This window comes from Chitinophaga sp., from assembly GCF_036569125.1.
In the GTDB taxonomy this organism is placed as follows: domain Bacteria; phylum Bacteroidota; class Bacteroidia; order Chitinophagales; family Chitinophagaceae; genus Chitinophaga.
Map to the genome: position 1 here is coordinate 1 of NZ_DATCRF010000784.1, position 13,760 is coordinate 13,760.

Sequence of the window (13,760 nt, forward strand, 5' to 3'; positions counted from 1 at the left end):
GCCTGACAGGGTGCGGCCTGAAGCGGTTACCTTTACCAGCATGGAATCAAAGAAGGGCGAGATCTTTACGCCGGAATAGGTGCTGCCCTCATCCAGGCGTATGCCGAAACCGCCGGCATTGCGGTAGGCTATTACCACCCCATAATCCGGGGTAAAGTTATTCTCCGGGTCTTCTGTGGTAATGCGGCATTGCACGGCAAAACCGTTCAGCTTTACATCCGACTGCCCTTTCAGGAAGATCTCCGGATCGCTCAGCTGGTGGCCCTGTGCAATAAGGATCTGCGAGCGTACAATATCAATACCGGTTACTTCCTCCGTTACGGTATGCTCTACCTGTATACGGGGGTTCACTTCAATAAAATATACTTTGTTGCTGCGGTCTACCAGGAACTCTACGGTGCCTACGTTATTATAGTTCACCTTACGGGCCAGGCGCAGTGCGTATTCATAGATCTCTTCGCGGGTTTCTTCCGGCAGGTTGGGGCTGGGCGCTATTTCAACTACCTTCTGAAAGCGGCGCTGTACGGAGCAATCACGTTCATAGAGGTGTACGATATTGCCATGGTTATCGCCCATCAGCTGCACTTCAATATGCTTGGGCTCCTCAATGAACTTTTCAATGAAGATGGTATCATCGCCAAATGCTTTGGCAGCTTCGCTGCGGGCTTCTGTAAATGATTTCTCCAAACCAGCTGCATTATGCACTACGCGCATGCCCCTTCCGCCGCCGCCGGCGGCTGCCTTCAGCATTACGGGAAAGCCTATACGTGTTGCTTCCTGCAAGGCCAGGGCTACGCTTTCCAGCTTTACCTGGCTATCTTCTATCAGCGGTACCTGCGCTTCGCGGGCCAGGGTTTTGGCAGCTACTTTATCGCCCAGCTGGGCCATTACTTCCGGTGTGGGACCAACGAAAATAATACCTTCTTCCCGGCAGCGGCGTGCAAACTGCACGTTCTCACTCAGGAATCCGTAGCCGGGGTGAATGGCGTCTACCTGCTGTTCTTTTGCGAGGTGAATAATGGCTTCAATGTCTAAGTAAGGTTTTAAGGGGTCATCGTCTTTGCCTATCTGGTAGGCTTCATCTGCTTTGTAGCGGTGCAGTGAATAACGATCTTCATACGTGAAAATAGCTACGGTGCGGATGCGTAGTTCTGCAGCGGCGCGCAATACGCGTACTGCGATCTCTCCCCGGTTTGCTACCAGTAATTTCTGGATCTTCTGAAGTGGAATGTCCGGCATGATATGTTAAATAAGTATGCGTTTTTGTTAAAATTGCATTGCTAAATTAAGGTAAAACCTTTGTATCAGGCGGCGCTAAAATAGTAAAAGAACACCTGAATTTGTTGAAATATTTCTAATTAAAGAATGATTAGAATGGATAATATTCAAATTTAGTTAATCAGTTCTAAACGGCATGTTTGGGAGGAAATGGAGGAAGCAGGAAGCTGGGGAACGGTGTGCGGGATATGGAACCGATTGCAGAGAGCAGGGAATTAAAATGTGAGTTGGAAGATGAAGCATCAACATAATCGAATATGGAGCACGATAGATATAGAACCAGTTGCCGGCGGGTTTGAAACTGGAAGATGAGCATCAATAGCAGGCGGTGATAGACTCATCTTAAAGCTTCGCAGCAGAAAAGAAAGATGCATACCAGTTGATTAAGCCCGCTGAGCTAACGCCGCAAATATGCGCAGGTATGCGCGACGGCATTCATCTGTAACCTTGCACCCACTCAGCCTTCAGCCAGCTGAAAGCCATTGGATTTATGTTTCATCAACCTTACGCAACATACTATGGACCACCGGCCATGGACTATTTTAATTTACATTTACGTTTTCAATCACCTTACGTAATATGCCATTGGACCATGGACTATGGACCATGGACTATTTTAATTTACATTTACGTTTCAATCACCTTACGTAATATGCCATGGACCATGGACTATGGACCATGGACTATTTATAACTTATGTGGAACGTGTACCTGAAAGGTTTTAGCGCTTATATGCAGCTGGAGCGCTCGCTCTCGGCAAACTCCGTGCAGGCGTATATACGCGATGTGGAAAAGCTGGAGCAGTACCTGCTGGCCAACAACAAAAAAATATCACCGGAGCAGGTTACGCTGGATGACCTGCAATCCTGTACCCAATGGATAGCCCAGCTGGGCATGACGGCCACTTCGCAGGCACGTATCATTTCCGGCATCAAGGCTTTCTATAAATACCTGCTGATGGAGGACCTTATTAAAGAGGATCCTACGCAGCTGCTGGAAGCGCCCAAGATACGGCGCAAGCTGCCGGATGTGCTGAGCTTTGATGAAATAGAAAGCATTATCGGGCAAATAAAGGCCGGCACCCCGGAAGGACAGCGTAACCGCGCCATCCTGGAAACTATGTACAGCTGCGGCTTGCGCGTTAGCGAGGTGGTGAACCTTAAAATATCGCAGCTGCATTTTGATGCGGGCTTCATTCGTGTGATCGGGAAGGGTAATAAGGAAAGGCTGGTGCCTATTGGCCGGGATGCAATGAAATACATTAACCTGTATGCTAACGAGATCCGCGTGCATGTACCTATTAAAAAGGGACAGGAGGATACTTTGTTCCTGAACCGCCGTGGCAGCGGTTTAAGCCGGGTAATGATCTTCCTGGTGATCAAGGAATTAACGGCGGCAGCCGGTATTCAAAAGCAGGTATCGCCCCACACCTTCCGGCATTCTTTTGCCACCCATTTGGTAGAAGGCGGCGCGGATCTGAGAGCTGTTCAGGAAATGCTGGGGCATGAAAGTATTACTACAACGGAGATCTATACCCACCTGGACCGGGAATATTTAAGGGATACTTTGCAGCGGTTCCATCCGAGGTTTTGATTTACGATTTACGATTTTAGATTTACGATTCGAACGGGGATTGGGTTACTCCAGAGAAAGACGGTTCTGTTAAATCCCTGCCAGGAACAAATTGTAATCAAATCTAAGATCGTAAATCTAAAATCTAAAATAAAAAAAACAGCTACCTATAACTGGCTGAAGCGGTAGCTGTTTTTGTATTTGCATTGGGGCTCTCAAACAAGATGGACTCCTAACTAAAACTCTTAGAATGGCGCTAATAACTGAAAATCATCCGAATGTCTCCTTCTTTGCCTGGTTACTACAGACCAACCGCCCAACCAGTGGGCCAGTTGCCGCGTAGCTCTTGTGGCGGTAGCAGGCTTAATTACGATATTCAGTAGTGTACAGGGAGCAATAGCTCTCCTTTCAGGGCTTTTTGCCGTTTGTGCATCCTCCTCCCAAAGCAGCTGATTGTTACGGTAAATCTTAAAATATACATCCGGGCCGGTATGATGCTGCCCGTGTTTTACCGGTAACGGTCCTGCTGACATATCTTCCACTCCAAACTGCAGCTTATAGCGGCCCTGCCCATTGGTATGGGTGGCGCCCAGTAAGCAGCTGTTCTGCGCATTGTAGATCTCTACTTTCAACTGCGGCTGGCCGGCCATGGTTTCAAAATGGCGTACCGTACCGCTAATCACCCAGGTGTCGTAGCTGCCGCGGATCAGGTTCCAGTGTTCGGAAGGGATCACGTAGGCAAATGCGGCCAGGTATTTATCTTTTGTGCGTTTCCAGTGTGGCACCAGTTTGCTCAGGTGATACTGTGTTACGCTGTTTTTACCGGAGGCCCGGCCCGGGATCTGCTCTAAACACAGATCCAGTTCCAGGGGTTCCGTGAACAGGTGAAGCTGTTCCCAGGAAAGGCGAAAATCGCCTCTTTCATCCAGCACTGTTTCTGTTAACAAACGATGTTCTTTACGCGCCACTTCCGTGGGCGTTAGCTGTATAAGGTGGTTAAACTTAGCCAGGCCGGAGGTATCGGCCGGATAAGTGCCTTCTGGTAAGTAGATCCGTAAGCGGCCTTTTGCCAGCGGTTCGATACAATCGTCACAGATCAATGCAGAGATGTTGCCAATTAACAGGTAACTCATAGTTTTAAAGTTTAAAAAAAAGGGGTTAACGAGCTAAACCTAAAAACCGGCTATTCGTGAGAATAGCCATACTTTTTCTCTTTACTCTTTTTCTCTCTGCATATACCGAAGAAACAAACATGGGTAGAAAGGCCCAAAAAGTGAAAACCCAAGTACTGTCCCCCTCTTGTGAATAACGTGTTCCAAAATCTTTTTCCTTAGGTCGATGATGCAAAGGTTGAGAATATTGGGACAGCAGTCAAGCGTTAAACTGCTTAAAAGGGAAAAATGCGTAGAACTACGCAATTTTGCGGAAAGTACGCATTAGCCCCTGCAGGCGCGGGAAAGCGGGGATCTTAACGGTCATCCCTATGCGAAAAAAAGTTTTGAAACTCCTATTATCATATGGTGTTAGGATCCGGGGTAAAAAACAGGTAAAAGCATCTGGTTTATTGTACAACCGGCCAGTACAGCCGGCTTATAAAATAATCATTACCGGGGAAAAACAAATGGCTGTGCCAGGTAGGATCCCCGAATGCGTAGAACTACGCATTTTTTCCGAAAAATACGGGAAATGGCAAAAAAGGTTCAATAGGGGTATATTTACCAAACTCTTACTGGTATTACATTACGGCCGGATTTTAGTTACAATTAACACAAAAGTATTATATATACCGGCTATTTGATGAGAAAGATTTTATGATACCTTTACGCCCATAACTCATCACACTCTACTAACTAAAACTAAAACACATGAGTACCACAACAAAAAGGATCTTCCCCCCTGATGCGGGAACATTCATTACATTGGAAGAAGCTGATAGGCTGATCGGCAACTTCCATGATCATGAAACAAAAAAAGGAAGACATAATTCTACCAGAGCTTACTTTTTTGGTAAGGATAAGATTAAAGAACTGCTGGATTGCCCGGATTGTGTAGGCATCCGTATTTATTATGGTAAAGATCTGGATGGTGACGGAATTGACGATAAGAAAATGGTCATCTATCCTGTAAATAAAGAAGGTAAGAACATGCCTTACCATCCGCCGAAGCCGCATACCGCGGGTGCAAGTTTTGCTCCTCCGGGCGATCCGGAAGAAGGTGGTGGTGGTAAAGCATTAGATGGCGGCTTATCGTGCCCGAATTATTGTCCCTGAGTTTGATTTTAAAGACTTTCTAAGTGCGTATAGTTGATATTTTGTTTTATACAATGACGGGGATCGAATGTTTGCTTTTGATCCCCTTCATTTTCAATTACAAATCCCTTGATAAGCCCGGAAAATGGGCATATTACTATCTAATCAGCAGCATTTTTTTTGCTGTAGGGTCTCTTTTAATAGCCAAGCTATATCGTAACACCCTATTATTTGGTTCTATCATGAATGGTGTACAGTTTATTATACTTACTGTATACTATTACCTTTTAATAGAAAAACCCTTTTTCAAGTTATTGATAAAAGTATTATTGACGTTAGCTATCTTCATTTTTCTACTTGACTTTTTTAAGTTGGAAGGAATTAATTCCTATAATTCTATATTCGCTGCCATCAGAACCATTATACTACTTTCTTACGGCAGTATTTTTTTCTTTCAACTTATATTTGATGACAGATTAATTAAGGAATCTATCTTTATTAATGCTTTACCAAATTTTTGGTTTAATGCAGGATTGTTTGTCTATCTCTGCGGGTCCTTTTTGTTTTATCTCGCCTTTAATTTTTTTCTTCGACATTCTTTAGACAATGCTAACATAGCACAATCCCTCACTTTTGTTGCCGGTATTTTTGAAGCGATTCTTTTTTATATTGGCATAATGAAAGCTAAAAAGCAGCGTGCATGAACATTGTTGAAATAGTTATAATAGGTACCGGTGCTATGCTATTATTAGGAATAATAGTAGTAGTATTAATAATATTTCAGCAAAAGCAGGTGATCCAGCACAAGCTGGTGCTGCGGGATAAAGACCTGCAGCTGCAACGGGAGCGCCTGGTAGCTGTTTTACAGGGCCAGGAACAAGAACGCAAACGGATTGCAGAAGACCTGCATGATGAAGTAGGCGCCCAGCTTTCCGTATTAAAGCTGAACATCGGCCAGCTGCAGCAGCATCTTAAGAACGGCAACGGTGAAGGCGACCGTTTAAAGGAAACCAAAGATTTTACAGACACCATTATACAGCACCTGCGTTTCATTTCCCAAAGCCTGCACCCCCAGGCGCTGGATAACCTGGGCCTTTCCCATGCCCTGGATTCCTTCTGCAGCCTGATGAACAAGAATAAACAGGTAGCCATCTCCTTTAAGACCGCAGGTAACGGGCAGCCGGTAGACCGGGAAAAAGCCCTGAACATATACCGCGTGGTACAGGAGCTGATGAATAACATCCTGAAACATGCACAGGCTACCGAAGTGCTGATCACTTACCATAGCACCCCCACCCTCTTAAGCATTGACGTAGAAGACAATGGCAATGGCCTGCTGCTGGCCGCCCTGGACAGCTCCCGCAAGAAAACAGGCAGCCTTGGTCTTAAAAATATCGAAAGCCGCTTGAATATTATCGGCGGAAGTATCAACTTTGTATCGAGGGCACCCAAAGGAACGATTGCGCAGATACGGGTGGAAAATTATCAACCGTCAGTGAATTAGCTAATAAGTTGTTAGTTATTAAATTGTTGATCATTAAACGTTAAGAAAAAAAATCACTTAACTTTACGGGCTATTTACACTGTACACAATTATTACTCCCTATGGCGGAACAGATAAAAGTGGCGATTGCTGACGATCACAAGATCTTTCGCAGCGGCGTTATTAATACACTCACCCCGTACGATAACATTAATGTGATCTTTGAGGCAGAAGATGGTGAGCACCTGTTAAAGATCATGGATGAGCAGCAGCCGGATGTAATACTGATGGACCTGAAAATGCCCAATATGGATGGCATACAGGCCACCATCCAGGTAAAGGAACGGTACCCGGATATAAAGGTCATCATATTAACCATGTATGAAGATGATAACTTTATTGTACACCTGGTAGAGAATGGGGCCAATGCCTATTTACTGAAAAATGCCGAACCGGAAGAGATCTACGAAGCCATATGTACCACGTATGAGAAAGGATTTTATTTCAGCGAGAATGTAAACCTGGCCTTGCTGAAGAAAGTACTGCACAAGAATAAACAACAGTTCAAACCTACCTTTAAAAGCAACAGCGCCAATACAGAACTGCAGCTGAACGACCGTGAAAAGGAAGTGCTGCAGCTGATCTGCAATGAATGCACCACCCAGGAGATCTCTGAAAAAATATTCCTGAGCCCCCGCACCGTAGAGGGCATACGGCAAAAGCTGCTGGAAAAAACCAGCGCCAAAAATACCGTAGGGCTGGTGATCTATGCATTCAGGAATGGACTGATTGAGTAGCGGAAAGCGGAAAGCTGAAAGCCGAAAGCATAAAGCTGCTTACATAGTATGATAAACGTATACTTATCAACGTTATATGCTTTCTGCTTTACCCTTTCTGCTTTATGCTTTTTGCTTTCTGCTTTATGCTTTACGCATTTTAAACCACCAATTATATTATGAAAACTTTCCGTTACCATTTTACTGTAGCAGCCTGCGCGCTTTTATGCCTGGCTCAGGGTGCATTTGCACAGAACCTGAAATTGCCTGCACCCAGTCCTACTCAAACCGTTAAACAGGATTTTGCCTTATCATCTGTAGAAGTGAACTACTCCCGCCCGGCAGTAAAAGGCAGGAAGATCATGGGCGACCTGGTGCCTTTTGGCAAGGTATGGAGAACAGGCGCTAATGGCGCTACCACCATTACTTTTGGCGATGATGTAAAATTCGGCGGCAAAGATGTGAAAGCCGGTAAATACGGCCTGCTCACCATTCCCGGCCAGTCTGAATGGACCGTGATCCTGACCAAAGACCTGGATGTAACCAGCCCTGCTGCCTACAAACCTGAAAATGATGTGGTACGTATTACCGTTGGTGCGGTTGACCTGCCGGTTGACATTGAAAGCTTTATGATCATGTTTGACCAGGTACGCTCTACCTCCATGAACATGATGCTGCTGTGGGAGCGCACCGGTGTGCCGGTTGAAATTACTGCCGATATTGACGGTAAAGTAATGAACCAGATAGATGAAGCCATGAAAGGTGAAAAGAAACCTTACTTTGCAGCAGCCAACTATTATTTTGAGAACGGTAAGGATCTGAAACAGGCGCTGGCCTGGGCAGATGCCGCAACCAAAGAAAATCCCAAGGCATTTTACATCTTTTACCTGAAAGCCAGGATCCAGGCCAAATCCGGCGACAAAAAAGGCGCTAAAGCAACAGCCCAGCAATCAATCGAGCTCTCCAAAGAAGCTAAGAACGATGATTATGTAGCGCTGAATAATAAGCTGATAGCAACGCTGGATTAATGTGCAGATATGCAAATATGCAGATGTGCAGATGTAAGTAAATCGTATTTAACTGTCCTGCGCCTTATTAGGTGCAGGACAGTTTTGTTTTATATTGATTGCACTCCCCATTGACACACTAACCCAACCTGTCAGCACATTAGCATATCAGCACATCAGCACATTCATTCACCCATCGATTGCATTCATTTGCACATCTGCACACCTGCACATCTGCACATTAATCAGGTATTTCTACGCTTGTCTGCTGTTATTCCATTCCCTTACTTTTGTATCCTGTAACCCCAAAGAACCTCCATACTCAGAGGTCAAGTATACTTTTCAATTGAACCCCAAAATGTAATGTTATGCAATCACAACCACGTAAAGCGGTTCCCCAAACCGCACCCACTGCAAAAGTACCTGCCAAAACAGCACCCGCTGCGGCAACAGCAGCAGCAGACGACAATGCCGGCCTGCGAAGCCAGCAACACTGGCTGCTGCTTAAAAATCCAAATTATTTCGGCATCCAGGACAAAGACAGCCCCCTGAACCAGCTGTTTAAACCGGAGGTGAACATCCAGTACAACACCTTTTACGAACAGGTAACCTGTGTTAGCTACAAACCGGACATACAGCGCCTGAGCGCCATTGTAAAGGTGAAGCAGGGCTATGGCTACAGCGGCGGCCCCTGTACGCCCGGCAGCAAAGAGTATGTACGTTTTTATGTAAGTTACGACAACGGCACCTCCTGGGAAGATGAGGGCGTGGTGGACTTTAACATCCACGACTTTGGCGCCAATGAGGACCTGTGCTACGAGCTGTTCACCACCTTTACACCTAAGAAAAGAAGCTGCTGTGATAAAAAACCGGTATTGCCCCGCGCACGCGCCATTCTTTCCTGGAACCAGGTCCCGCCTGCCGGAGCGCCTTTCTGGATCCCCATCTGGGGCAATGTGCTGGATGCCAACATCCAGGCGGCGCCCCGTACCGGTTTTATTTGCCTGCTGGATGATATACTGGTAAATGTAGGCGTGAAGCTGGATGAAAAGCAGTTTGACCAGGTAGAAAAAGATCTGCCCCCGCTGGAATACACTGCTGTGGCAAAAGAAAACTATTCCCTGGCAGAGATCAGCAAAATTTATGGGAAAGATGTGGAACCCGCCCGTAAAGGCTACAGCTTTGTAAGCAATGCCCTGTTCACCAAAGCGGCCATCACAGCACCGCAATACGAGCTGCTGAAAAAGTATGAGCTGGACCTCAGCGACATTATTGGCGTGCTGCAGCAGCAACAGTTCAACACCACATATGAAGAGGTTAGCTGTGTAGGCCTGAACCGCGAATTTGATACGCTGAATGCCGCCATTCAAATAAAACGCAATGCCGGCTACTCCGGTAACCTGTGCTCCAAAGGCTCTAAAGAGTACCTGGCGTATTATATGGACTTTGGCGGTGGATGGGTGTACATGGGTACCTCTTCCGTAACCGTACACGATATTCCCGTGCCCGATGGCGGCCTGTGGTACAACGCCCCGCTGAAAATAGTGCTGGACCCGTACCAGAAAGAGTGGTGCCAGACCGGTAAAGCCAAACTGCGCGTGATCCTCTCCTGGAACTATGTACCGCCTATTGATCCCAACTGGGTAGCACCCTGGGGCGACCGTGAAGAATGCACCGTTGAAATTAAACCGCTGCCGCAGGGCGTACCTAACGGCCAGCTGAAACCCTTTATAGAGCTGCTGGGCGGTATGCCGGTAGACCTGATCAGCGGTGTAACAGGCGAAGCCAATGGCCTGCACACGCTTGGCTTTACGGCAGTACAAAGTCCGTTTGGCGGTAATACCACTCTGCGTGGCCGCTTCTTTAACCAGAATACACACAACTTCCGGTACCGGATCCGTGTTATAGAACCAGGAACCTCTGAACATTCTGTTATGACGCCTGTTCATATTAAAACGGATACTTTCGGCACCATCAGCCCGGCCATCACGCTTACGCCTGATGCCAACGGCTGGATGCCTTACCTGGCCAACCCCAGCTCCAACACCTTTATCGTGGACGACCTGTTTGGCAGCTTTGTACCGGCCCAGAACGGCGTGCATTATATTAAGATAGAGTTTGAAGATGTATCCCTGGGCGGCGTGTTCTACAACAGCCAATGGGTGAAATTCCTGGCCGATGTACATGCACCGGATGTGGATGTGACCATTACCAGCGGCGGTGGCGATTGCGGCGATTTTCCGCCGGGCAGCAGCATCTCCGGCACTTACCAGATGCTGGATAATGATGCCAATGGCCTGAGCCTCTACATTACCCCGGCCGCAGCAGGCACCACCATCACCATTGATGGATTGCCTACCGCATCCCTGGCTTATGGCAGCGGCCTGTTCCCGTTGCCGAATAACGGCAAGTCCGGCACCTGGACCCTGCAAACCACGGCCAATGTTACACCGCCCTGTGGCTACAACATCTGGATCCAGGGCCATGACCGTACCATTGTAGGCAGCAGCCAGTACGGGTATTACAATTATATGCCTAAAGGTTTCTGTTTAGGATAAGCACTAACGTTCATGCATATATACTTATTCATACTATGTATACTGGCCACCTGGCGCATTACGCACCTGCTACAGGCAGAAGACGGCCCGTTTGACATTATTTTTTGGTTGCGGAAGAAAGCAGGAGCAGGTTTCTTCGGAAACCTGCTTGACTGCTTTTATTGTTTAAGCATCTGGATAGCGCTGCCCTTTGCCGCATGGCTGGGCATTAGCTGGGAGGAGCGCCTGCTGTTATGGCCGGCCCTTTCCGGCGCTGCTATTTTACTGGAAAAACTAACCTCAAAGGAAAATACTTCATCCTAAAAAGACTACACTATGTGTTGCGGAAAAAAAAGAGCCTCCCTGGCTGCTACAACGGGCACGGCCCAACGATTATTAGGGCATGATGCCACTCATTTTGCCTTCCGGTACATTGGAGATACGGCCTTAACTACCGTAGGCATGAATACAGGCAAGATCTACCGCTTTGCCTCCAAAGGCGCAGTGCAAATGGTGCATTCAAAAGATGCGGTAACCATGCAGGAGATCCCGAATTTGATACAGGTGGAGGAATGAAAAGTTAAAAAGTAAAAATTAAAAATGTAAAAGTGAATGCAGCGAACGTCGTTGCGAGGAGCAGACGGGCTAAAGTAGGAGAAGTGACGAAGCAACTCCTGCATTGCCACAAGGCTCCCGGCAATAAATTTTTAATTTTTCACTTTTAATTTTTTACTTATTAAGCACCAGTGGATCAAAAACGCCAGCACTATCACCAGTGCGCAGCCTATTACATTCAGCCACAGGAAGGATACGATGTCCCATTTATAAATGGTGATGATCAGTGCTTCTGATATCACAGCGCTCCAGAACGTGGCAGTGCCTCCTAACCTTTTAATATAAAAGGCAATCATAAAAATGCCCAGTATTACGCCGTAGAACAGGGAGCCCAGTACATTCACCGCTTCTATTAAGCTTCCCAGCTGGCTGGCAAACTGTGCTACCGCTATGCAGAAAATGCCCCAGATCAGCGTCCACCATTTGGATACTTTCAGGTAATGCTCATCGGAATCCTCCTTGTTCACCATGCGCTTATACACATCAACCACGGTGGTGGATGCGAGTGAATTTAACGCCGCTGCCACACTGCCCCAGGAGGCCAGGAAAATAATGGCTATCAGCAACCCTACCAATCCCTTTGGCAGGTTATGTACTACAAAGTGCAGGAAAATATAGTTGGTATCATTATCATCCGCCGCAGGATCGGCTTTCTTAATCAGCTTAACGGCTTGTTCCCGGAGGCTGGCAGCAGCAGATTCCGTAGCCTGTAAATCACGCTGGGTGGTGCGTACCGTGTTCTGATCCTTCGCGGCCAAAGCATCGGCCAGGGCCTTTACCTGCTGCTGTTTAACGGCAGAGAGCTCATTATAGTGAGCCTCCAGGTTTTTGAGCGCAGGTCCCTGTTCGGACTGATAGGTTTTAGCCAGCTGCGCTTCATTAAAGAAAATGGGCGAACGGAAATACAGGTAAAACACAAATACCAGCGCGCCTATCAGCAGTATCAGGAACTGCATGGGCACTTTCACCAGCCCGTTCATAAGTAATCCCAGCCGGCTTTCTGTAACGGAACGCGCGGTAAGATAGCGCCCTACCTGCGACTGATCTGTACCAAAGTAGGATAGCGCCAGGAAAAACCCGCCTATCAAACCGCTCCATATATTGTAGCGGTCTTTCCAGTCAAAATCAGTTACCACCACATTCAGACGGTCCATTTTACCTGCTACATGCAAAGCATCGCTGAAGCCAATATCCTTTGGCAGCAAATGCACCACCATCCACCCGGCCAGGAACATACCGGTGAATACAATTGCCAGCTGCAGCGTTTGCGTATAGCTAACAGCCTTTGTACCGCCCGACATGGTATAAATAATAAGCACTCCGCCCATTACAATATTGGTCCAGTAAATATTCCAGCCCAGCAGGCTGCTGAGGATGATGGAAGGCGCATAAATACTGATGCCTGTGGAAAGCCCTCTTTGCACCAGGAATAAAATGGAGGTAAGGGTGCGCGTTTTAAGATCAAACCGCTGTTCCAGGAACTCATAAGCGGTAAATACCTTCAGCTTATGGAAAATGGGCACAAAGGTGATGCACAGCACCACCATGGCCAGCGGCAGGCCAAAGTAATATTGTACAAAACGCATTCCGTCCGTATAGGCCTGACCGGGAGCAGAGATAAAGGTAATGGCGCTGGCCTGCGTACCAATAATGGACAATAGCACAATGTACCAGGGCATGGACTGGTTGCCCAGGAAATAGCCGTGTATGTTCTTTTGGCCCCGGCTTTTCCATACACCGTATAAAATAATGACAGCTAAAGTTGCGGATAGGACTATCCAATCCAGTACACTCATGAGAATGTTTTGGTGAATAAAAAGAATAACAGGATCAGTACAGCCAGCCAAACAGTCACCAACAGGTACCAGATCCACCATGCCCTGAATAACGGTGGCTTTTCATTTTCCATGAACAGGAATTACAGGTGAATTACGAATTATTCAATTACGAATTACGAATGGATTGTGTTTTGTTAATGAACATGGTCCCCTGGTCGTAATTGATAATGGCGTAATAACGTGATTGAATTACAGTGAAGCAAAAACTTCCTTAGTTATTTCATTTCTAATAATTACGAACTATATGTACAAATTACAAACCTACATACTTCAGATACTTTCCTCATTCGTAATTCGTAATTGAACAATTCGTAATTGAACCTATCTTCTCCTCAACAATCCTCCCCCTAAAAGCCCCAGCGCCAAACCAATGAACAGGCCTACCTGCACACGTTTGATCACAAT

General features: G+C 46.6%; 11 protein-coding genes. 8 read left to right on the top strand and 3 right to left on the bottom strand.

The features are described from left to right. Positions 1-1,239 (bottom strand): biotin carboxylase N-terminal domain-containing protein (locus VIM87_RS28870; RefSeq protein WP_332000341.1); only part of this gene is annotated, 1,239 nt, incomplete at its 3' end. A gap of 735 nt (positions 1,240-1,974) precedes the next feature. Here VIM87_RS28870 and xerD point away from each other — a divergent pair. Continuing rightward, positions 1,975-2,871 carry a site-specific tyrosine recombinase XerD gene (xerD, locus tag VIM87_RS28875; RefSeq protein ID WP_332000342.1) on the top strand — a complete coding sequence of 299 codons (897 nt, stop codon included), beginning with the start codon at positions 1,975-1,977 and terminating at the stop codon, positions 2,869-2,871. 224 nt (positions 2,872-3,095) lie between these two features. Here the strand turns inward: xerD and VIM87_RS28880 are convergent, their stop codons facing one another. Next, complete coding sequence (locus tag VIM87_RS28880; RefSeq protein ID WP_332000343.1) at positions 3,096-3,983, bottom strand: hypothetical protein; 888 nt, start codon at positions 3,981-3,983, stop codon at positions 3,096-3,098. 732 nt (positions 3,984-4,715) lie between these two features. Here VIM87_RS28880 and VIM87_RS28885 point away from each other — a divergent pair. The 7 genes from VIM87_RS28885 to VIM87_RS28915 all read left to right on the top strand — a co-directional run bounded on the left by VIM87_RS28885 (position 4,716) and on the right by VIM87_RS28915 (position 11,478). Further along, positions 4,716-5,120 (top strand): hypothetical protein, encoded by a 405-nt coding sequence (locus VIM87_RS28885; RefSeq protein ID WP_332000344.1) that lies wholly within the window; start codon positions 4,716-4,718, stop codon positions 5,118-5,120. Between the two features lie 679 nt (positions 5,121-5,799). Further along, complete coding sequence (locus VIM87_RS28890) at positions 5,800-6,603, top strand: sensor histidine kinase (protein ID WP_332000345.1); 804 nt, start codon at positions 5,800-5,802, stop codon at positions 6,601-6,603. 101 nt (positions 6,604-6,704) lie between these two features. Continuing rightward, positions 6,705-7,379, top strand: a complete 675-nt coding sequence (locus VIM87_RS28895) for a response regulator transcription factor (RefSeq protein WP_089917089.1) — start codon at positions 6,705-6,707, stop codon at positions 7,377-7,379. A gap of 158 nt (positions 7,380-7,537) precedes the next feature. After that, the gene (locus tag VIM87_RS28900) at positions 7,538-8,386 is read left to right on the top strand and encodes a DUF2911 domain-containing protein (protein WP_332000346.1); all 849 of its coding nucleotides are present in this window, start codon (positions 7,538-7,540) and stop codon (positions 8,384-8,386) included. A 347-nt stretch (positions 8,387-8,733) separates the two neighbouring features. Continuing rightward, positions 8,734-10,923 (top strand): hypothetical protein, encoded by a 2,190-nt coding sequence (locus VIM87_RS28905; RefSeq protein WP_332000347.1) that lies wholly within the window; start codon positions 8,734-8,736, stop codon positions 10,921-10,923. Positions 10,924-10,935: 12 nt separating this feature from the next. Beyond that, positions 10,936-11,226, top strand: coding sequence for a DUF1360 domain-containing protein (locus VIM87_RS28910; protein ID WP_089917073.1), 291 nt, complete (start codon positions 10,936-10,938; stop codon positions 11,224-11,226). Positions 11,227-11,238: 12 nt separating this feature from the next. Further along, positions 11,239-11,478, top strand: coding sequence for a hypothetical protein (locus tag VIM87_RS28915; RefSeq protein WP_332000348.1), 240 nt, complete (start codon positions 11,239-11,241; stop codon positions 11,476-11,478). A gap of 131 nt (positions 11,479-11,609) precedes the next feature. Here VIM87_RS28915 and VIM87_RS28920 read toward each other — a convergent pair whose 3' ends face one another. After that, the gene (locus VIM87_RS28920) at positions 11,610-13,313 is read right to left on the bottom strand and encodes a sodium:solute symporter (RefSeq protein ID WP_332000349.1); all 1,704 of its coding nucleotides are present in this window, start codon (positions 13,311-13,313) and stop codon (positions 11,610-11,612) included. Positions 13,314-13,760 lie beyond the last annotated feature (447 nt).